Below are 20205 nucleotides of genomic sequence, written 5' to 3' on the forward strand. Positions count from 1 at the left end.
GGCTACAGCCTTTTTGAAGTTTTTCGAGGATTTGAACATGAGCAACGTCGACCACGCCGAAATCGCCAAATTCGAGGCCCTGGCCCATCGCTGGTGGGATCGTGAAAGCGAATTCAAACCGCTGCACGACATCAACCCGCTGCGCGTCAACTGGATCGACGAGCGGGTCAATCTGGCCGGCAAGAAAGTCCTCGACGTCGGTTGCGGCGGCGGCATCCTCAGTGAAGCCATGGCCCAGCGCGGCGCGACCGTGATGGGCATCGACATGGGCGAAGCGCCGCTGGCGGTCGCGCAACTGCATCAACTGGAGTCCGGCGTCAGCGTCGAATATCGGCAGATCACGGCCGAAGCGCTGGCCGAAGAAATGCCCGAGCAGTTCGACGTGGTCACCTGCCTGGAAATGCTTGAGCACGTTCCGGACCCATCGTCGGTAATCCGCGCCTGTTTCCGCATGGTCAAACCCGGCGGCCAGGTGTTCTTCTCGACCATCAACCGCAATCCGAAGGCGTACCTGTTCGCGATCATCGGCGCCGAATACATCATGAAGCTGCTGCCGCGCGGCACCCACGACTTCAAGAAATTCATTCGCCCCTCCGAACTGGGCGCGTGGAGCCGCATGGCTGGCCTGACCGTCAAGGACATCATCGGCCTGACGTACAACCCGCTGACCAAGCACTACAAGCTGTCCAACGACGTTGACGTCAACTACATGATCCAGACCCTGCGCGAGGAATAAGCATGGCTATCAGAGCGGTTCTCTTCGACATGGACGGTACCCTGCTCGACACGGCGCCGGACTTCATCGCCATCTGCCAGGCCATGCGCGCCGATCGCGGCTTGCCGCGGATCAACGACAAGCACATCCGCGACGAGATTTCCGGTGGCGCCAAAGCCATGGTCGCGGTGACCTTTTCGATGGACCCGGAATCGCCGGGCTTCGAGGAGTTGCGTCAGGAATTTCTCGAGCGTTATCTGGTCGGCTGCGCAGTGCACAGCAAGCTGTTCGACGGCATGGCCGAACTGTTGGTCGACATCGAAAAAGCCAACCTGATCTGGGGCGTGGTCACCAACAAGCCGGTGCGTTTCGCCGAGCCGATCATGCAGCGACTGGGGCTGGCCGAGCGCTCGGCGCTGCTGATCTGCCCGGATCACGTGAAAAACAGCAAGCCCGATCCAGAGCCGCTAACCCTCGCATGCAGCATGCTTGATCTGGATCCGTCGACGGTACTGTTTATCGGCGATGATCTGCGCGACATCGAATCCGGCCGCGCCGCCGGGACCAGGACCTGCGCGGTGACCTACGGCTACATTCACCCGGACGATCACCCACGTCACTGGGGTGCGGACGTGGTAGTCGATCATCCGCTGGAGTTGCGCAAGGTGCTCGATAACGCGCTGTGCAGCTGCTGAACCTGACGCGAAGGGGCACAGGCTGGATTCCCGTGCAAAGCGCGTACGCTCTGACTCTTGAAGAGGTTGTTTATGTTTGATTACACCGCTCGTCCCGAATTGCTCAAGGATCGGGTCATTCTGGTCACCGGTGCCGGTCGCGGCATCGGTGCAGCGGCGGCGAAAACCTACGCCGCCCATGGCGCCACGGTGCTGCTGCTGGGCAAGACCGAAGCCAATCTGACCGAGGTCTACGACGCAATCGAAGCGGCAGGCCATCCGCAACCGGCGGTGATCCCGTTCAACCTCGAAACCGCCCTGCCCCATCAATACGATGAGCTGGCAGCAATGATCGAAACCGAGTTCGGCCATCTCGACGGTCTGCTGCACAACGCCTCGATCATCGGCCCGCGCACGCCGATCGAACAGTTGTCCGGCGAGAATTTCATGCGCGTGATGCAGGTCAACGTCAACGCCATGTTCATGCTGACCAGCACCCTGCTGCCGCTGCTCAAGCTGTCGCAGGACGCCTCGGTGGTGTTCACCTCCAGCAGCGTGGGCCGAAAGGGTCGCGCCTATTGGGGCGCGTACGGCGTGTCGAAGTTCGCCACCGAAGGCCTGATGCAAACCCTGGCCGATGAAGTCGATGGCGTGGCGCCGGTGCGTTCCAACAGCATCAACCCGGGTGGCACCCGCACCAGCATGCGTGCGCAAGCCTATCCAGGAGAAAACCCGCTGAACAACCCGACCCCGGAAGAGATCATGCCGGTGTACCTGTACCTGATGGGCCCGGACAGTGCCGGGATCAACGGTCAGGCGTTCAACGCGCAGTAACTGCCACACGTCGCTTTTGTTGCCGCGGCAGATTGCTGTCGCGGCAGACCTTTGCCGCCTGTAACCGTCATAAAACAGCCAATTTCCCGGCAGCGGCCCGCTCAGTCTTTATTCAACCTGTTGATTTTAATCGCTTTAAATTAAAGCGAACCGATTGGCATGACTTTCGCTCTAACGTTCCTCAAAGCATGCCGTGTGAAGGCAATGGGGCGAGACCGATTTCGATAGCTGACTTATCGTCATCCGGCAGACTAGACTTACGCCAGATGTCCTACGGGACTGACGGACCAGTATGACGCGCAGCCCATCGCCGCCCTCACCCAGCCTGTAAGACAGACTTACTGCTTAGGGGCTCACGCCATATGAAATCACCCACCCAGACCAATGCGATTGACTTCGACAGTGCCAAATTGCAGCGCCTGGGCTTTGGTCAACTGCCTCCCCTGCTGGAGCGTCCGGCCAGTCTGGCGCAACTGCGCCAGCAAATGAGCCTGCAACTGCAGACCAGCCTCGAACCGCAACGCATCCTCGGTCTGTTTTTCCGCGAAGTTCAGCGCCTGGTGCCGCTGGACGCCTTGGTTTATGCGCACCAGGGCAGCGATCTGCGCCTGGAGTTCGGCAGCCGTGGCCATCACTCGATCAGCTACAGCCTGAGTCATGAAGGCGAGCATCTGGGCGAAGTGGTGTTCCGCCGCAACCAGCGTTTCAGCGAGCTAGAACAAGGCCAACTGGAATCGTTGCTCTCGTCCTTGCTGTACCCGATGCGCAACGCCTTGCTGTATCGCGAAGCGACGCAGAGCGCGCTGCGCGATCCGCTGACCGGCGCCGGCAACCGCATCGCCATGGAGCAGACCCTGCAACGCGAAATCGACATGGCGCGGCGTCATCAACAACCGTTGTCACTGCTGATGATCGACATCGACCATTTCAAACGGGTCAATGACAGTCATGGGCACAGCGCCGGCGATAACGTGCTCAAAGCGATTGCTGCGACGCTGAAAGCGCAGTTGCGCAATGTCGACATGGTGTTTCGATATGGCGGGGAAGAGTTTCTGATCCTGCTGTCCAACACCAGCCGCGAGGCCGCAGCGATGGTCGGCGAACGGCTGCGTTACGCGACGCAAACCGCCGAGTATTACGCCGATGGCCAGTTGATCGAACTGACGGTCAGCCTTGGTTGTTCGACATTGCTGCCCGGCGAATCAGCCGACAGCCTGCTGCGACGGGCCGACAGCGCGCTGTACGTAGCCAAGCGTGAAGGTCGTAACCGCCTGGCGATGGCGGGCTGAGTCTTTCCAGCCACCACAAAACAACTGTAGGAGTGAGCCTGCTCGCGATGCGGTGAGTCAGCCAAGGCAATCATTGAATGACACACCGCTATCGCGAGCAGGCTCACTCCTACAGGGGGGGTTTGCGTGAAGCAACGAATCTGCGGAACACCACAAAACAACTGTAGGAGTGAGCCTGCTCGCGATGCGGTGAGTCAGCCAAGGCAATCATTGAATGACACACCGCTATCGCGAGCAGGCTCACTCCTACAGGGGGTTTGCGTGAAGCAACGAATCTGCGGAACACCACAAAACAATTGTAGGAGCGAGCCTGCTCGCGATGCGGTGAGTCCGCCAATGCAATCATTGAATGACACACCGCTATCGCGAGCAGGCTCACTCCTACAGGGGGTTTGCGTGGAGCGACGAATCTGCGGAACACCACAAAACAACTGTAGGAGTGAGCCTGCTCGCGATGCGGTGAGTCAGCCAAGGCAATCATTGAATGACACACCGCTATCGCGAGCAGGCTCACTCCTACAGGGGGTTTGCGTGAAGCAACGAATCTGCGGAACACCACAAAACAATTGTAGGAGCGAGCCTGCTCGCGATGCGGTGAGTCAGCCAAGGCAATCATTGAATGACATACCGCTATCGCGAGGAGGCTCGCTCCCTGTTTTACCCTAGTTGGCGGCCGATCAGTTCTCGACTACCGCCCTGCGCTCGCGGTTGTGCACTGCGCGCTCAGACGTTTCCAGTTGCATGCAGCGTTCAAGGAACAGGTACATGTAGTCGTAGCTTTTGCAGATCGCCTGGCGCAGTTCAGCCTGCAAGGCCTTGGTCGGGTTCATGCCGGCCAGGGTGCAGATGATTTCCAGGGCTTCCCACGGATGCGCGTCGTCGTACTGCGCATGCATCTTCAGCCATTTCATCGCACGCTTGCGCTCCTCTTCAGGGAACGCGGCAGCGTAGACGCCGGTCGAGCAGACCACTGCCGACCACTCCCCGGTCGCGCCTTCGATGGCATAGTTGGTCGCGGCGATGGCGACGATCAGCGAATCGGCTGAACTGGTGTGCCAGCACCAATGACTCAAGGCATGCAATTCCGGTGGCACCTGTTGGGCCTGGAGATCTTCCAGGCTGACGCCATGGGCCCGACTCCAGTGCACCCAGTAATCGGCGTGATTGAGTTCGACGCGGATGTTGCGCATCAGCCAGCGGCGCGCCATGTCCTCGCCCGGATGGCGAGCGAATTTGGTCTTGGTGAGGTTCTGCGCCATGTACAAGGCAAACTGCTCAACCACCGGCCAGCCCCCGATCAGGTACTGACGCATGGTTCTGGCGCTGAGCTTGTTATCACGCATGCGCAGGTAAAGTTCATGTTCGACAACCCGGCGCTTGCTCTCGCTGCAATCCTGAATCAGCTGTTGTGCCCAGCCAGGATAACTTGCAGCTTCCATGAGGGGTCCGGTTCGGTTGAATGTGTCGATCACTGTTCGGCTCCTTTTGAGTTGTGATTGTTCGGATCGGCAGAAAACTTCAACGGAACGTGCCAGGCGCTTTGAATAACAGCGGCTGCGGTCTGGCGGATCTACTTTGCAAACTGTCACAGGTAAACAACTGCGGCCGTTCGATGACATAACCCTGAGCGTAGTCGACTCCGATTTCAAGCAATGCCTGCTCGATCTGGGCTGTTTCAACAAACTCGGCAATCGTCTGCTTGCCCATGACATGCCCGATGTGATTGATCACTTCGACCATCGCCCGGTTAATCGGGTCGTCCAGCATGTCCTTTACGAAACTTCCGTCGATCTTCAGGAAGTCTACAGGCAAATGTTTCAAATAAGCGAACGAAGACATTCCGGCACAAAAATCATCGAGTGAAAAATAGCAACCTAAGCCCTTGAGTTCATTGATGAATCTGATTGCACTGCCGAGATTTGCAATTGCACTGGTCTCAGTAATTTCAAAACAAATCATTTCAGGCGGTATGTTGTAGTTAACAAACTGTTCGCGCAGAAAGTGCAAGAACGCGTCATCTCCTATAGTAATTCCTGACAGATTAATCGCACACATTGCTAATGAGCGCTGATGTTCCTGGGCAATACATTGGGCAATAACTTTAAATACGTTCTGAACTACCCAACGGTCTAGTTGAGTCATCAAACCATAACGCTCGGCGGCGGGAATGAAACTGTCAGGCAAGATCATCCGTCCGGACTCATCGTGCAGACGCAGCAGAATCTCGATGTGCCCAGCCTCGCCGTGAGTCGGTTTGAGCGGGGCGATTTCCTGGGCGTAGAGACAAAACCGGTTTTCTTCCAGCGCCATGTGCAGCCGCTGCACCCAGGCCATTTCCCCAAAGCGCAGCGACAGCTCGGAGTCATCGGCATGGTAGACCTGCACGCGATTGCGGCCCTTTTCCTTGGCCATGTAACAGGCCATATCGGCAGCGCGCAGCGAGGCTTCAAGGGTGGTCGGAGTCTGCGCGACATGCACCAGGCCGATGCTTACCGTGGTCAGAAATGGCCGGCCCTTCCAGACAAAGTGCAGGTTTTGCACGGTCTGACGCAGCGAATCGGCGATCTTTTCCGCCGCTTCGGGGGCGCAGTTCTCCAACAGAATGCCGAATTCGTCACCGCCCAAACGCGCGAGCGTATCGCCCTCGCGCAGGCCCGATTGCAGCAATGTGCAAATGTGTCGCAACAGCTCATCGCCGGCGGCGTGACCGCAGGTGTCGTTGACCAGCTTGAATTGATCCAGATCGAGAAACATCAACGCATGCCGCCCGGCCTGACGCGTGAGGTTGTGCAGCGCCTGCTCGAGGCGGTATTCGAACTCGCGGCGGTTGGCCAGCCCGGTCAACGCATCGTGGGTGGCCTGCCACGACAGATTGGCGATGTACTGGCGCTCCTGCGTCATGTCGTGCAGCACCAGTACCGTGCCGCTGACCTTGCCGGCATTGCGGATCGGCGCACCGACCAGGGTCACCGACAAGGTGCTGCCGTCCAGGCGCTGAATCAGTTTCGAATGCTCGCTGCCGCCGCTGAGCTTGCCGCTGAGAATGTGCTCGATCAGCGTCAACCCTTCGGCCTGGGCGTTGTCATCGAGCAAATTGAACAGCGCAGAGAGTGGCAGCCCAGCGGCCTGCTCGGCCTTCCAGTGGGTCATTGCTTCGGCGGCGGGGTTCATGTAGTCGATGGCGCCGCTGACGTCGGTAGTGATGACGCCATCACCGATCGAATGCAGGGTGACGTGCGCGCGGTCTTTCTCCAGTTGCAGCGCCTCGGCGAAGGCGTGACGTTGCTTGAGCAATTTGTGCGTGCGCCACAGCGCCAGGACGATCAGCCCAAGCGCCGTGGCCAGATTGGTGAACAGCAACAGGCGCATGATCATCCGCGAGCCTTCGCCCAACGCATCGCTGAAGGCCTTGGCGGCTGGGGTCACGGCATCGTTGATGTTGAAGATCCGCGTCTTCCAGTGCTGGATATCGGCGTCGCTCGCTGAACTCTGCGAAATGCCGCGATGCATTTCCTGGGCGACGTCATCGAGTTGGTCAAGATAGCCATCACCGACCGTCCAGCGATCGATGGCGGTTTCCAGATAACTGAAATGGCGAAAATTGAGGTACAGCCAGATCAGGCTTGAAACATCATCGGGGTGGTTGCCGCCCTTGAGAATGCCTTCGCGCGCGGCAGCCAGGTCCGGCGGCTGGCGGTCCAGCGCCAGCCGCAACTGATGCCCGCCCTGCGGCACGCCGATCGCCTCGCGATACTTGAGAAAAATCGCCTCGTCGCGGCTGTCGGCATACAGATTGAGGTAATAGATCGCGTCTTTCTGGCCCTTGGACCAGAGACTTTCACCGGCAACGTAGCCGCGAACGGCCGAAAGCACATACAGGCTGACGCCACCCAACAACGCTTGAAATAACACAACGGCAATAAATGGCCAGACGATGCCCAACAACCGTGGCGTTCCGAGAGTCCGCTTTTGCTTCATGAGATCCCTTGCGCAAGCACTGCCAGATGAACACCGGAAAATCCCGCTCCTGACAGCTCAGCCTAGGCTAATTTTCGACATGTCAAAGGGACAGCTCTGCCGTCCTCTACGTCGATTGTGCAAGCCGCCGGCCCGAAGCAGCGTTTGAAGGGGTTTTACTCGATGCAATTCAAGCACTAAGCACAGAAACCGCACTGAATTTCAAGGCCGCTGGATCTGCTGCAGATGGCCGTAGAGCTTGGCATACAGCCCGCCATCGGCAATCAATTGCTGATGATCACCGTCTTCGGCAATCTGACCACCGTCGAACACCAGCACGCGATCGGCTTGCTTCACTGCCGACAAGCGGTGGGCGATGATCAGCGTGGTGCGGCCACTGAGGAAGCGCGCCATGGCCTGATGCAGATTGTATTCGGTAGCGGCGTCGAGGGCCGAAGTGGCTTCGTCGAGGATCACCACTTTCGGCTCGGCGAGGATCATGCGTGCAATCGCCAGACGCTGGCGCTGACCGCCGGACAGACGCACGCCGGAGCGCCCGACAATGCTGTCGAGGCCGTTGGGCAAGGCGCGCACAGTGGCTTCAAGCTGGGCGATTTGCAGCGCCTGCCAGCAGGCTTCGTCGCTGCGGGTGCGGCCCATGGTGAGGTTGGCGCGCACTGTGTCGTTGAACAGCGCCGGATGCTGCAAAACCACTGCAACGTTTTCCCGCACGGTTTCCAGGCCGATGTCCTGCTGGGTCGAGCCGCCGAAACGGATGGTCCCGGCCAGCGGCGTATACAACCCGAGAAGCAACTGCACCAAGGTACTTTTGCCGCCCCCGCTGGCGCCGACGATGGCCACCTTCTCGCCCGGCGCAATCGACAGGTTCATCTGATCCAGCACCAGCTCATCGCCATAACCGAAACTCAAGCCTTGCACCTGAATGCCGACGGTGTCGCGGCCCTTGAACGGATCGACGCCGCCCGGGTATTGCGGTTCATCGGCGCGCGCCAGCAGTTCGTTGATCCGCGCCAGCGCCCCGCCCGCCGCGTAATAGGCGTATTGCAGATTGAGCAGTTGCTCGACCGGGCCGATCATGAACCACAGGTAACTGAACACCGCGAGCATCTGCCCGATCGACAGGTCGGAAAACAACACGGTGAGCATTGCCGCCGCGCGGAAAATATCGATGCCGAACTGGAACAGCAAACCACTGGCACGGTTCGAGGCGTCGGTTTTCCACTGCGAATTGACCGCGTAGTTGCGCACTTCCTGCGCGCGCAGGCCGAGGCGTCCGAGGAAAAAGCCCTGGCGGTTGCCGGCGCGCACTTCCTGAATCGCATCGAGGGTTTCGCTCAGCGCCTGGGTGAAGCGCGCAGTGCTGTCGTTTTCGAGTTTCTTCAGGTGCTTGACGCGTTTGCCCAGCTGCACCGTGGCGTAGATCACCAGCGGGTTGAACAGCAGAATCAGCAGCGCCAGTTTCCAGTGCATCCACATGAGAATGCTGGCGGTGCCGACCAGCGTGAGCATCGCCACCAGAAAGCGGCTGAGGGTTTCCCCGACAAATTTGTCGAGGGTGTCCAGGTCGGTAACCAGATGCGTAGTGACCGTGCCACTGCCCAGGCTTTCGTATTCGCCGAGGGAGATGCGTTTCAGCCGTTCGATCAGGCGCACGCGGATGCGGTAGACGATGTCCTTGGCCAGCCGCGCAAACAACCGCGACTGCAACACGCCAAAGCACAGCGCACTGCAGCGCAACGTCAGGGTGACCACCAGCATCAGGCCGATATAACCCGCCGCCTGTTGCCACATGCTCGGCAGGAAATGGTTCATGACTTTCAGCGCCGCATCGCGGTGGCCTAGCAGCACTTCATCGACCAGTAACGGCAGCAACAGCGGAATCGGCACGCTGCACAGCGTCGCCAGCACGGCCACGCCGTTGGCGATCCACAGAGATTTCTTGTGTGTGAGTGCCAGACGCCGGACTTCTGCCCAGCTCAGCCGGTCGCCTTGCTTGCCAGCTGCCGTGTCATCGCCAAGGTCAGGCACAGGCCGCGCGCTCCAGCCAGCGGCCCAGCAACGGCGCCAGCTCGCTGAGCGGTTGATAGCCATTGGTCAGCAGCGCCAGTTGACCGTTGCGCTCGGCCAGCAGGGTCGGGAAACCGGCGATGCCCAGATCCTGGACCCAGGTGAAATCGGCCTGAGTGGCTTTGTATTGGTCGGCATGATCAAACAACGCAGCGAACTCGATGCGCGGCACACCTGCCTGCTCGGCCAGCTCGACCAGCACGCTGGCCTGGGTGACGTCGCGACCTTCAACGTAGAACGCCTGCTGGATCAGGCCAACCAGCGTCCAGGCGCAATCCGGCGCCAGACTGCGCGCCGTAACGATGGCGCGGCAGGCCGGTTCAGTGTCGTAGACAAAGCCGTCCGGCAACGCCCCGTCGAGCATGAACGGCTGGCCGGTGGCCTCGGTGACCGCCTGCCAGTGTTCAAGGATGTAGCGACGCGTGGTCGGTTCCAGCGCCGCGCCGCTGCCGGTGCGCAAGCCGCCGACCACCAGATGCAGCTCGACCCCGGCTGCCTGCGCCTGCTCGACCAAGGCCTTGGCCACCGGAGCAAAACCCCAGCACCACGAACACATCGGATCCATCACATAGAGCAGGCGCGCAGACATGATCAGGCCTCGGTGGATGCTTGCTTGTAGTTGTAGCCGATCGGGTGCGGCTGGTTACGCGCCTTGGCCAGCTCGATCTGCTTTTGCCGGTCGATGGCGCTGCGGCGGGTTTTCTCGCTGAGCTTGTCCCAGCAATGCGGGCAACTGATGCCGGCCACGTAATGCTCGGAGGCGCGATCTTCAACGCTGACCGGAGTGCGGCAGGCATGACATTGATCGTAGTCGCCTTCGCTGAGGTCGTGGCGCACGGTGACGCGGTTGTCGAACACGAAGCAGTCGCCCTGCCACCTGGTTTCTTCCTGCGGCACCTCTTCGAGGTACTTCAGAATGCCGCCCTTGAGGTGATAAACCTCTTCGAACCCTTCGCCGAGCATGTAGCTCGAGGCTTTTTCACAGCGAATGCCGCCGGTGCAGAACATCGCGACCTTCTTGTGCACGGCCGGATCGAAGTGTTCTTTGATGTACTCGGGGAATTCACGAAAACTGGTGGTTTTCGGATCGATGGCGCCTTCGAAAGTGCCGATCGCCACTTCGTAATCGTTGCGCGTGTCGATCAACAGCACTTCCGGGTCGCTGATCAGCGCGTTCCAGTCCTGCGGCTCAACGTAGGTGCCGACCTTCTTGTTCGGGTCCACGCCTTCAACGCCCAGGGTGACGATTTCTTTCTTCAGCTTGACCTTGGTGCGGTAGAACGGTTGTTCGTCGCAGTACGATTCCTTGTGATCGATGTCGATCATGCGTGGATCGTTCTTCAGCCAGGCGAGCAGGCCGTCAATGCCTTCGCGGGTGCCGGAAACAGTACCGTTGATGCCTTCTTCGGCAATCAGCAGAGTGCCTTTGATGCCGTTGTCGACCATCGCTTGCAGCAGCGGCTCGCGCAGGTCAACGTAATCTTCGAGGGTGACGAACTTGTACAGTGCCGCCACGACAATCGGTTGTGTCATGGGTATTTCTCCAGGTGGCTACCCTCGCAAAGGGTGAACCGGATTCAAAAAAAACGCGCCGGCTAAGCGGCGCGTCGGGATTTTAGCAAAAAAGCAGCTACAAGCTCCAAGCTTAAAGCGGCAAGCCAAAACTCATCCGCCTTCAACTTGCAGCTTGCCGCTTATCGCTGATCTCCTCCGGCACAAGTTGGCGACGCCGGTGCAGCGCCCACTTCTGCCCATTCCTGCGGGGTGTAGGTGTGCAGCGCCAACGCATGGAACTCGCCCATCAGCTCGCCGAGCGTGCCGTAGACTTTCTGGTGGCGCTTGACCCGGTTCAGGCCTTCGAACTGCGCGCTGACCACCACGGCCTTGTAGTGCGTCTGTAACCCGCGACTGTGCATGTGGCTTTCGTCCAGCACTTGCAGATGCTCAGGCTGCAGCAGGCCCAGCGTCGATTCGATGCGTTGTTGCATGGTCATCACGAACTCCGCTTACTTCTTCTTGGCCGGTGCAGCGGCCGGGGTCAGCTCTTTGGTCATGTCGTCGAGCAGCTTGTTGACCACTGGCACGGCGCTTTCCAGCTTGCCCTGGGTCATCTGCGCCGATTGCTGGGTCAGCTGCGGCATTTTTTCCAGGACCTTTTTACCCAGTGGCGACTGGTAGAACGCGACCAGGTCCTTGAGCTCGGATTCGCTGAAGTTGCTGGTGTAGAGCTTGACCATGTCAGGCTTGAGCTTGTTCCAGCCAATGGCCTGGTCCAGCGCGGCGTTGGCTTTGGCCTGGTAGGTTTCGAGGACGGCTTTCTTGGCCTCGGGGGCTTTGGTCTGCTCAAAACGCTGGGCAAACATTTGCTGCACTTGCATGTACACCGGAGTGCCCAGTTTGTCAGCGTGAGCCAGGGTCAGGAAGGCTTCGGCACTGGCGTTGTGGCTGGCGGTATCGGCAAGCACCTGGCCGCTGGCGCAAACCAGTGCAACCGCGGTACAGATGGCACGAAGACGAGTCATCGAGTTTCCTTTTAAGCAAAGCGAGGTCAAACCCCAAGGGCGACCATTCTGCGCCTAACGATTGCCGCGGCTCAACCCCCAAGCCTTGCCGCGCTTGATTGACCGGGTCGGCCGGTCAACAATCGAGTCGATGGAACCACCACGGCCGATGCCGGCCTAAACTGCGCAAACAGACCAACAGGAGTGTGCACGATGAGCCGTATCGAAACCGACAGCCTGGGCCAGATCGAAGTCCCGGACGACGCTTACTGGGGTGCTCAGACGCAACGCTCGCTGATCAACTTCGCCATTGGTCAGGAACGCATGCCGCTACCGGTACTGCACGCCCTGGCCCTGATCAAGAAAGCCGCCGCGCGGGTCAATGACCGCAACGGCGATCTGCCTGCCGACATCGCCCGCCTGATCGAACAGGCTGCCGACGAAGTGCTCGACGGCCAGCACGACGACCAGTTCCCGCTGGTGGTCTGGCAGACCGGCAGCGGCACCCAGAGCAACATGAACGTCAACGAAGTGATTGCCGGTCGCGCCAACGAACTGGCCGGCAACCCGCGCGGCGGCAAGGCGCCGGTGCACCCGAACGATCACGTCAACCGCTCGCAAAGCTCCAACGACTGCTTCCCCACCGCGATGAGCATCGCCACTGCACAAGCCGTGCAGGAGCAATTGCTGCCAGCCATCAGCGAACTGTCCGGTGGCCTCGCCGAACTCGCGGCGCGCCACATGAAACTGGTGAAAACCGGGCGCACGCACATGATGGACGCGACGCCGATCACCTTCGGGCAAGAGTTGTCGGGCTTCATAGCGCAACTGGATTACGCCGAACGGGCAATTCGCGCCGCATTGCCGGCGGTGTGTGAACTGGCCCAGGGCGGCACCGCAGTCGGCACCGGGTTGAACTCGCCGCATGGTTTTGGTGAGGCGATTGCTGCAGAACTGGCAGCGTTATCCGGCCTGCCGTTCGTGACCGCGCCGAACAAGTTCGCCGCCCTCGCCGGCCACGAACCGCTGACCAGTCTTTCCGGCGCGCTGAAAACCCTCGCCGTGGCGCTGATGAAAATCGCCAACGACCTGCGTCTGCTCGGCTCCGGTCCCCGCGCAGGTTTTGCCGAAGTGAAGCTGCCGGCCAACGAGCCAGGCAGCTCGATCATGCCCGGCAAGGTCAACCCAACTCAGTGCGAAGCGCTGTCGATGCTCGCCTGTCAGGTCCTGGGCAACGACGTGACGATCGGCATTGCCGCCAGTCAAGGTCACTTGCAGTTGAACGTGTACAAACCGGTGATCATCCACAACCTGCTGCAATCGATCCGTCTACTCGCCGATGGCTGCAGCAACTTCCAGCAGCATTGCATCGCCGGGCTGGAACCTGACGCCGAGGCCATGGCCCGGCACCTGGAGCGTGGGCTGATGCTGGTGACGGCGCTGAACCCGCACATCGGTTATGACAAGTCGGCGGAGATCGCCAAGAAGGCCTACAGCGAAGGGCTGACCTTGCGCGAAGCGGCGTTGCAGTTGGGGTATCTGACTGATGAAGAGTTTGATGCGTGGGTGCGGCCGGAGAACATGATCGAGGCCGGGGCCAAGGGCTGAGATTTGTAGCGTTTCTTAGTCAGTCATCGCGAGCAGGCTCACTCCTGCAGGGGGAATGCGGTCCCCTGCAGGAGTGAGCCTGCTCGCGATGGCCCCGACTCGGTCTAACTGGCTGCCATCTTCATCCGCCGCGCCTTGAGCCCGGCAATCAACGAAGGCCCCAACGCCACCAGCGCCGACCCCAACACCACCAGCACTGCCCCGCCATAGCCCAGCGCATTGATCTGCTCGGCGTGCACATACTCCGGCCAGACCCGCGCGGCCATCGCCACCGCCGCGAACGTCACCAGCGGTGTGATCGCCAGGGTTGCACTGACCCGCGACGCTTCCCAATGCGCCAGCGCTTCAGCGAACGCGCCGTAGGCGATCAGCGTGTTCAGGCAGCAGGCCAGCAGCAACCAGCCTTGCAGCGGGCTCAGGTTCAGCGCTTCGAGCGGATGCACCCACGGCGTCAGCAACAAGGCACAAAACAGATAGATCACCATCATCACTTGCAGCGAATTCCACACCGTCAGCAATTGCTTCTGGCCCAGCGCGTAAAAGGTCCACACCGTCGACGCCAGCAGCACCAGCAAGACCCCCGCGGTGTAATCCGACAGCGAGGTCAACAGCTCCGCCAGGCGCTGATTGAAAAACAGCCCGAAGCCGATCAGCAACACCAGCAGACCGATGCCCTGGCCAATGCTGAAGCGCTCCTTGAACACAAACAGACTGGCGATCAGCAGCATGATCGGGCCCATCTGTACCACCAGTTGCGCGGTGCCGGGGCTGAGCAGGTTCAGACCCATCAGGTACAGCACGTAGTTGCCGACCAATCCGAGCACGGCCATCAGCACTAGCCAGCCGCCCTTGGGCCCGAGCACTTTGCGACTGGGTAGACGTTTGACCGACGCCAGATAAAGGAACAGACAGCCGCCGGACACCAGCAGGCGAAACCAGGTCACGGTGACCGGGTCCATCACCAGCAGCACCTGTTTCAGTTTGATCGGCAGAATGCCCCAGAGCAACGCGGTCAGCAGCGCGAGGAACAATCCATAGACCCAGCGACCGGACGAAATGTGCATGCGAACCCCAAAAGCCTGCTGACAAGAATCGCCATTCTAGGCGCGCATTGCGTTGTGACACAGGGACAGTTGCACTCAGGCCGCGAATGCAACTGTGCAGGTCGCAGCATTATGTTGACGCCCTGCCGTTGATCGACTCGCCGCGCAGGCCAAGTGCTTCAGGCATAAGCTCAATGGACCGTCAGCCCGCTCGCCAAGGGAGATCGATGATGCTAGGCATGCGCGCCGCCGACAGCGCCCCCACCACCCGTTTTCGCAGCAACCGGGTGTGCCGGATCAATGGCCAACTGTTTTTCAGCACCCGGGAAAATACCATGGAGGGGCCGTTTGACAGTCATGAGAAGGCGGAGCAGGAAATAAAGGCCTACATCGCGCGGATGCAGGCAAAGCATTCCAACAGGTAGATCCCGTTGAGCCCATCGCGAGCAGGCTCACTCCTACATTTGGAACGCGTTCCCCTGTAGGAGTGAGCCTGCTCGCGATAGCTATGTTCCAGACAATGACGTTCTTACCGGTCTAACGCACCGCCTCAAACAACCCACTGGCCCCCATCCCGCCACCGACGCACATGGTCACGATGCCGTAACGCAGATTACGCCGCTGCAACTCGCGCACCAGATGCCCGACCTGGCGTGAGCCGGTCATGCCGAACGGGTGGCCGATGGAAATCGAGCCGCCGTTGACGTTGTATTTCTCATTATCGATCTCCAGCCGATCACGGCTGTACAGGCACTGCGACGCAAACGCCTCGTTCAATTCCCACAGATCGATATCCGCCACCTGCAAGCCCTTGGCCTTGAGCAGTTTCGGCACCGAGAACACCGGGCCGATGCCCATTTCGTCCGGCTCACAGCCAGCGACGGTAAAGCCGCGGAAGAACGCCTTCGGTTTGAGCCCCAGCTCAAGCGCCTTCTCCAGACTCATCACCAACGTCATCGACGCGCCGTCGGACAGTTGCGAGGAGTTGCCAGCCGTCACCGAACCGTCGTCAGCGAACACCGGTTTCAGCCCGGCGAGGCTTTCATAAGTGGTGTCGGGGCGATTGCAATCGTCGTGATCGACCACGCCGTCCAGAATCTTCACCTCGCCGCTGTTCTTGTCCTCGACCCGATACTTGACCGACATCGGCACGATCTCATCATCGAACAGCCCGGTGGCCTGAGCCTGCGCGGTGCGGATCTGGCTTTGCAGTGCGTAATGGTCCTGCGCTTCGCGGCTCACGCCATAACGTCGCGCCACCACCTCGGCGGTCTGGCCCATCGTGTAATAGATGCCGGGCGTCTGCTCTTTCAGCAGCGGGTTGATGAGGTGATCGGTGTTGACGCTTTTCAGGGTCAGGCTGATCGATTCGACGCCGCCGGCAACGATGATATCGCTGCAACCGGACGCGATCTGGTTGGCGGCGATCGCAATCGCCTGCAAGCCCGACGAGCAGAAGCGGTTGAGGGTCATGCCCGCCGTGCCCGTGCCGAGGCGCGACAGCACCGCCACGTTGCGACCGATGTTATAGCCCTGCGCACCTTCGTTGGAGCCGGCGCCGACGATGCAATCCTCGACGCTGGCCGGGTCGATGTCGTTGCGCGTCAACAGGGCGTTGACGCAATGAGCCGCCATGTCATCGGGGCGGGTCTGGTTGAACTTGCCGCGAAAGGATTTGGCCAGGCCGGTCCGCACGCTGTCGACGATCACCACTTCACGCATGGCATACCTCATTGTTGTTGTCGGTTGAAAGTGGACCTGAGCATAAGTCCACCTTCTTGCCGACCGCGAGGATCATTCACCCGGCGTATGCGCGGCCATCGCTTCAGTCTTTGCGTTTCTTCGCCTGCTTGTCCGATTTTTCGAACGCCTCTTCCAGGGCGCGGTTGATCGTGCGCAGCACCTTGACCCGCGCCCAGCGCTTGTCGTTGGCTTCGACCAGGGTCCACGGGGCGATTTCGGTGCTGGTGCGATCGACCATATCGCCGACGGCGGCACGATAGGCATCCCACTTGTCGCGATTGCGCCAGTCGTCTTCGGTGATCTTGAAGCGCTTGAACGGAATCTCTTCGCGCTCCTGAAACCGCGCCATTTGTGTGTCCTGGTCGATGGCCAGCCAGAACTTGACGACGATCACTCCAGAGTCGGCCAGTTGTTCCTCGAAATCGTTGATTTCGCCATAGGCGCGCAACCAGTCGGCCGGCTTGCAGAAACCCTCGATCCGCTCGACCAGCACGCGGCCGTACCAGGAACGGTCGAACACGGTGAACTTGCCACGTGCCGGGATGTGCCGCCAGAAGCGCCACAGGTACGGTTGCGCCCGCTCCTCTTCAGTCGGTGCGGCAATCGGCACGATGTTGTACTGACGCGGATCGAGCGCCGCCGCAACCCGGCGGATCGCCCCGCCCTTGCCGGCGGCGTCGTTGCCTTCGAACACCGCGATCAGTGCATGCCGACGCATGCGTTTGTCGCGCATGAGCCCGGACAGCCGCGCCTGTTCGGTGATCAGTTGTTCTTCGTAGTCTTTCTTGTCCAGCCGCTGGCTGAGATCGAGGCTGTCGAGCAGGTTCAACTGATCGACCGGCGTACCCAACGGCGCTGCGCTGACCTCCTTCGGATTGACCTCGGCGCGTTTGAGCGCGCTCTGCAAACCTTCCAGCAGAATCTTGCCCACCGCCAGGCTGCGGTAGTTGGCATCGGCGCCTTCGATCACGTGCCACGGCGCGTAATCGCGGCTGGTGCGGCGCAGCACGCGCTCACCGTATTTGACGAACTTGTCGTAGGTTTGCGATTGCTGCCAGTCCAGCGGGCTGATGCGCCAACTGTGCAGCGGGTCGTCGGCCAGCGCCTTGAGCCGTGCCTTCATCTGTTTCTTCGAGAGGTGGAACCAGAATTTGAAAATCAGTGCGCCTTCATCGCAGAGCATTTTTTCCAGGCGTTCGGCGCCGGCAATCGCCTGATCCAGACGCGGATCCTTGAACAACCCGTGCACCCGCCCCTGCAACATCTGGCTGTACCAGTTGCCGAAAAAAATCCCCATGCGCCCCTTGGCCGGGAGCATCCGCCAGTAGCGCCACGCCGGCGGCCGCGCCAGTTCTTCATCGGTCTGCTGATCGAAGGTGCGTACTTCGATCAGGCGCGGGTCCATCCACTCGTTGAGTAACTTGACCGTCTCGCCCTTGCCCGCGCCTTCGATGCCGTTGATCAGGATGATCACCGGGAAGCGCTTCTGCTGCTGCAATTCGAACTGGGCTTCAAGCAAGGCTTCGCGCAAGGCCGGGACAGCTGCATCAAAGGCGTCATCGTCGATGGCGTGACCGATTTCAGCGGATTCAAACATGGGGACGGCTCCTTCCAGGATTCAGCAAGACTAGCGGATTGGGCACAACAGCGGCGCAGAAATTCCCACGAGGCGTGGATTGTCGGCCAGCGCCCGACCCCGTGCCTTGCCATGGATCAAGCAGCGCCAGCCCGATCGGCTAGAATGGCGGCCTTGCCGTTGCCGAGCCTGCCATGAAACCTGTATTGCCCCACGCCCAGCTCGACTGGGATGACCAGGGACGCCCGCGTTCGCGAGTGTTCGATGACGTGTATTTCTCCGACCAGTCGGGGCTCGACGAAACCCGCTATGTGTTTCTTGAACAAAACCGTCTGGCCGAGCGTTTCGCCGACCTGCCGGCGAACGGGCGGCTGGTGATCGGCGAAACCGGTTTCGGCACCGGGCTGAATTTTCTCTGCGCCTGGCAGCTGTTCGAACAACATACTGTGGCGGGTGCGCGGCTGCACTTTGTCAGCGTGGAAAAATACCCGCTGAGCCCGGCCCAACTGCAACGCGCCCTGGCGTTGTGGCCGCAACTCAAGCCGCTGGCCGAGCAATTGCTGCGGCAGTATGTGGCGATCCACGAAGGTTTCCAGCGCATCACCTTGGCCAACGGTCGGGTGACGCTGACGCTGTTAATCGGCGATGCACTGGAGCAACTGCCGCAGCTCGATGCACAGGTCGACGCGTGGTTTCTCGACGGCTTCGCTCCGGCGAAAAACCCCGACATGTGGACCGCCGAGCTGTTCGTCGAACTGGCCCGACTGGCGGCGCCGGGCGCGACCATCAGCACGTTCACCAGCACCGGTTGGGTGCGGCGTTTGCTCAACGCCGCCGGGTTCAAGATGAAACGTACGCCGGGTATCGGCCACAAATGGGAGATCCTGCGTGGCGAATTCCTCGGCTGGCCGGCAGACGTGGCGCCACCCTTGCCGTACAAACCGTGGTTCGCCCGCCCTGCCCCGTTGACCGGCGAACGCAGCGCGTTGGTGATCGGCGCCGGACTGGCCGGTTGCGCCACAGCGGCCAGCCTCTCCGCGCGCGGCTGGCAGGTCAGCTTGCTTGAGCGCCACGCTGGCGTGGCGCAGGAAGCCTCGGGCAATCCGCAAGGTGTGCTTTACCTGAAACTGTCCGCCCACGGCACGGCACTGTCGCAACTGATCGTCAGCGGTTTCGGCTACACCCGCCGCTTGCTGGAAAGCCTGCAACGCGGCACCGACTGGGATAACTGCGGCGTGCTGCAACTGGCCTTCAATGCCAAGGAAGCCGAGCGGCATGCGCAACTGGCCGAGGCCTTCCCGGCAGATCTGTTGCAGTGGCTGGAGCAACCGGCGGCGCAGGCCCGTGCCGGGGTCGGTGTAGCCCATGGCGGTCTGTTCTATCCAGAAGGCGGCTGGGTGCACCCGCCCGCGCTGTGCCAGGCGCAAGCCGCGCAGCCGAACATCGAACTGCTCAGCCATCATGACGTGCTGCAACTGCGCAAGGTCGGTGACCAGTGGCAAGCGTGGGACGGCGAGCGCTTGCTCGCCAGTGCTGCGGTGGTGGTGCTGGCCGGCGCCGCCGAGATCAAACGCTTTGCGCAGAGCGCCGAGTTGCCGCTCAAGCGCATTCGCGGGCAGATCACGCGTCTGGCGCAAACCGCGCAAAGTGCCGCGCTGAACACGGTGGTGTGCGCTGAAGGCTACGTCGCACCGGCGCGTCTGGGCGAGCACACCCTCGGCGCCAGTTTCGATTTTCACAGCGATGACCTGACCCCGACCGCTGCCGAACACCAGGGCAATCTGGCCATGCTCGAGGAAATCTCCAGCGATCTGGTCGACCGTTTGCACATCGATCAGCAGCCCGTCGAAGGCTTTGAGGGACGGGCCGCGTTTCGCTGCACCAGCCCCGATTACTTGCCGATTGTCGGTCCGCTCGCCGACCTGCCAGCGTTCAATCAAACCTATGCAGCGCTGAGCAAGGACGCCCGACAAGTTCCGGACAGCGCCTGCCCGTGGCACCATGGCCTGTACGTCAACAGCGGCCACGGCTCGCGCGGGCTGATTACCGCGCCACTGTCCGGCGAACTGCTCGCGGCGTGGTTGGACAACGAGCCGCTGCCGCTGCCGCGCAGCGTCGCCGAAGCTTGTCACCCGAACCGGTTCGCCCTGCGCAAGCTGATTCGCGGCAAGTGATGC

At 60.7% G+C, this 20205-nt stretch carries 17 protein-coding genes; 7 read left to right on the forward strand and 10 right to left on the reverse strand.

Annotation, left to right across the window (positions count from 1 at the left end):
- Window positions 1-37: 37 nt before the first annotated feature.
- From ubiG to BLU52_RS16920, 4 genes are all read left to right on the forward strand, one after another.
- On the forward strand, window positions 38-736 hold the full coding sequence (ubiG, locus tag BLU52_RS16905) for a bifunctional 2-polyprenyl-6-hydroxyphenol methylase/3-demethylubiquinol 3-O-methyltransferase UbiG (RefSeq protein ID WP_090285070.1): 699 nt from the start codon (window positions 38-40) through the stop codon (window positions 734-736).
- 2 nt (window positions 737-738) lie between these two features.
- A complete protein-coding gene (mupP, locus tag BLU52_RS16910; RefSeq protein WP_090285072.1) occupies window positions 739-1410 on the forward strand; it encodes an N-acetylmuramic acid 6-phosphate phosphatase MupP in 672 nt (223 codons plus the stop codon).
- 72 nt (window positions 1411-1482) lie between these two features.
- Window positions 1483-2223: a YciK family oxidoreductase gene (locus tag BLU52_RS16915; RefSeq protein WP_090285074.1), complete on the forward strand. Its 741-nt coding sequence runs from the start codon at window positions 1483-1485 to the stop codon at window positions 2221-2223.
- Between the two features lie 362 nt (window positions 2224-2585).
- The gene (locus BLU52_RS16920) at window positions 2586-3512 is read left to right on the forward strand and encodes a GGDEF domain-containing protein (RefSeq protein ID WP_090285076.1); all 927 of its coding nucleotides are present in this window, start codon (window positions 2586-2588) and stop codon (window positions 3510-3512) included.
- Window positions 3513-4189: 677 nt separating this feature from the next.
- Here BLU52_RS16920 and BLU52_RS16925 read toward each other — a convergent pair.
- From BLU52_RS16925 to BLU52_RS16955, 7 genes are all read right to left on the reverse strand, one after another.
- The gene (locus tag BLU52_RS16925; RefSeq protein WP_408003539.1) at window positions 4190-4951 is read right to left on the reverse strand and encodes a TenA family transcriptional regulator; all 762 of its coding nucleotides are present in this window, start codon (window positions 4949-4951) and stop codon (window positions 4190-4192) included.
- A 79-nt stretch (window positions 4952-5030) separates the two neighbouring features.
- Window positions 5031-7490: an EAL domain-containing protein gene (locus BLU52_RS16930; protein WP_090285080.1), complete on the reverse strand. Its 2460-nt coding sequence runs from the start codon at window positions 7488-7490 to the stop codon at window positions 5031-5033.
- Window positions 7491-7691: 201 nt separating this feature from the next.
- The gene (locus tag BLU52_RS16935; protein WP_090285082.1) at window positions 7692-9518 is read right to left on the reverse strand and encodes an ABC transporter ATP-binding protein; all 1827 of its coding nucleotides are present in this window, start codon (window positions 9516-9518) and stop codon (window positions 7692-7694) included.
- A complete protein-coding gene (locus tag BLU52_RS16940) occupies window positions 9511-10113 on the reverse strand; it encodes a DsbA family protein (protein WP_197677981.1) in 603 nt (200 codons plus the stop codon). The genes BLU52_RS16935 and BLU52_RS16940 overlap by 8 nt, the downstream gene beginning before the upstream one ends.
- 35 nt (window positions 10114-10148) lie before the next feature.
- Window positions 10149-11090: an oxygen-dependent tRNA uridine(34) hydroxylase TrhO gene (gene trhO, locus BLU52_RS16945; protein WP_090285086.1), complete on the reverse strand. Its 942-nt coding sequence runs from the start codon at window positions 11088-11090 to the stop codon at window positions 10149-10151.
- Between the two features lie 161 nt (window positions 11091-11251).
- On the reverse strand, window positions 11252-11551 hold the full coding sequence (locus BLU52_RS16950; RefSeq protein ID WP_090285088.1) for a BolA family protein: 300 nt from the start codon (window positions 11549-11551) through the stop codon (window positions 11252-11254).
- Window positions 11552-11563: 12 nt separating this feature from the next.
- On the reverse strand, window positions 11564-12079 hold the full coding sequence (locus BLU52_RS16955; protein ID WP_090285089.1) for a DUF2059 domain-containing protein: 516 nt from the start codon (window positions 12077-12079) through the stop codon (window positions 11564-11566).
- Between the two features lie 192 nt (window positions 12080-12271).
- Between BLU52_RS16955 and BLU52_RS16960 the strand changes: the two genes are divergently transcribed.
- Window positions 12272-13666, forward strand: a complete 1395-nt coding sequence (locus BLU52_RS16960) for a class II fumarate hydratase (protein ID WP_090285092.1) — start codon at window positions 12272-12274, stop codon at window positions 13664-13666.
- A gap of 104 nt (window positions 13667-13770) precedes the next feature.
- Here the strand turns inward: BLU52_RS16960 and BLU52_RS16965 are convergent, their stop codons facing one another.
- A complete protein-coding gene (locus tag BLU52_RS16965; protein WP_090285095.1) occupies window positions 13771-14730 on the reverse strand; it encodes a DMT family transporter in 960 nt (319 codons plus the stop codon).
- 209 nt (window positions 14731-14939) lie between these two features.
- Between BLU52_RS16965 and BLU52_RS16970 the strand changes: the two genes are divergently transcribed.
- A complete protein-coding gene (locus BLU52_RS16970) occupies window positions 14940-15134 on the forward strand; it encodes a DUF6316 family protein (RefSeq protein WP_090285096.1) in 195 nt (64 codons plus the stop codon).
- 112 nt (window positions 15135-15246) lie between these two features.
- On the opposite strand, the gene BLU52_RS16975 is transcribed toward BLU52_RS16970, so the two are convergent.
- Both BLU52_RS16975 and pap read right to left on the reverse strand, forming a co-directional pair.
- A complete protein-coding gene (locus BLU52_RS16975) occupies window positions 15247-16431 on the reverse strand; it encodes a thiolase family protein (RefSeq protein WP_090285098.1) in 1185 nt (394 codons plus the stop codon).
- Window positions 16432-16534: 103 nt separating this feature from the next.
- Window positions 16535-18049 (reverse strand): polyphosphate:AMP phosphotransferase, encoded by a 1515-nt coding sequence (pap, locus tag BLU52_RS16980; protein ID WP_090285100.1) that lies wholly within the window; start codon window positions 18047-18049, stop codon window positions 16535-16537.
- 173 nt (window positions 18050-18222) lie between these two features.
- On the opposite strand from pap, the gene mnmC reads away from it, so the two are divergent.
- The gene (gene mnmC / locus BLU52_RS16985; protein WP_090285102.1) at window positions 18223-20202 is read left to right on the forward strand and encodes a bifunctional tRNA (5-methylaminomethyl-2-thiouridine)(34)-methyltransferase MnmD/FAD-dependent 5-carboxymethylaminomethyl-2-thiouridine(34) oxidoreductase MnmC; all 1980 of its coding nucleotides are present in this window, start codon (window positions 18223-18225) and stop codon (window positions 20200-20202) included.
- Window positions 20203-20205 lie beyond the last annotated feature (3 nt).

It is taken from the genome of Pseudomonas granadensis (genome assembly GCF_900105485.1).
Lineage (GTDB): Bacteria > Pseudomonadota > Gammaproteobacteria > Pseudomonadales > Pseudomonadaceae > Aquipseudomonas > Aquipseudomonas granadensis.

What these genes read in the sequence shown, in the direction of transcription:
- ubiG (WP_090285070.1), top strand. Translation starts at nt 38, where the DNA reads ATGAGCAACGTCGACCACGCCGAAATCGCCAAATTCGAGGCCCTGGCC.
- mupP (WP_090285072.1), top strand. Translation starts at nt 739, where the DNA reads ATGGCTATCAGAGCGGTTCTCTTCGACATGGACGGTACCCTGCTCGAC.
- BLU52_RS16915 (WP_090285074.1), top strand. Translation starts at nt 1,483, where the DNA reads ATGTTTGATTACACCGCTCGTCCCGAATTGCTCAAGGATCGGGTCATT.
- BLU52_RS16920 (WP_090285076.1), top strand. Translation starts at nt 2,586, where the DNA reads ATGAAATCACCCACCCAGACCAATGCGATTGACTTCGACAGTGCCAAA.
- BLU52_RS16925 (WP_408003539.1), bottom strand. Translation starts at nt 4,951, where the DNA reads ATGGAAGCTGCAAGTTATCCTGGCTGGGCACAACAGCTGATTCAGGAT.
- BLU52_RS16930 (WP_090285080.1), bottom strand. Translation starts at nt 7,490, where the DNA reads ATGAAGCAAAAGCGGACTCTCGGAACGCCACGGTTGTTGGGCATCGTC.
- BLU52_RS16940 (WP_197677981.1), bottom strand. Translation starts at nt 10,113, where the DNA reads ATGTGTTCGTGGTGCTGGGGTTTTGCTCCGGTGGCCAAGGCCTTGGTC.
- trhO (WP_090285086.1), bottom strand. Translation starts at nt 11,090, where the DNA reads ATGACACAACCGATTGTCGTGGCGGCACTGTACAAGTTCGTCACCCTC.
- BLU52_RS16950 (WP_090285088.1), bottom strand. Translation starts at nt 11,551, where the DNA reads ATGACCATGCAACAACGCATCGAATCGACGCTGGGCCTGCTGCAGCCT.
- BLU52_RS16955 (WP_090285089.1), bottom strand. Translation starts at nt 12,079, where the DNA reads ATGACTCGTCTTCGTGCCATCTGTACCGCGGTTGCACTGGTTTGCGCC.
- BLU52_RS16960 (WP_090285092.1), top strand. Translation starts at nt 12,272, where the DNA reads ATGAGCCGTATCGAAACCGACAGCCTGGGCCAGATCGAAGTCCCGGAC.
- BLU52_RS16965 (WP_090285095.1), bottom strand. Translation starts at nt 14,730, where the DNA reads ATGCACATTTCGTCCGGTCGCTGGGTCTATGGATTGTTCCTCGCGCTG.
- BLU52_RS16970 (WP_090285096.1), top strand. Translation starts at nt 14,940, where the DNA reads ATGCTAGGCATGCGCGCCGCCGACAGCGCCCCCACCACCCGTTTTCGC.
- BLU52_RS16975 (WP_090285098.1), bottom strand. Translation starts at nt 16,431, where the DNA reads ATGCGTGAAGTGGTGATCGTCGACAGCGTGCGGACCGGCCTGGCCAAA.
- pap (WP_090285100.1), bottom strand. Translation starts at nt 18,049, where the DNA reads ATGTTTGAATCCGCTGAAATCGGTCACGCCATCGACGATGACGCCTTT.
- mnmC (WP_090285102.1), top strand. Translation starts at nt 18,223, where the DNA reads ATGAAACCTGTATTGCCCCACGCCCAGCTCGACTGGGATGACCAGGGA.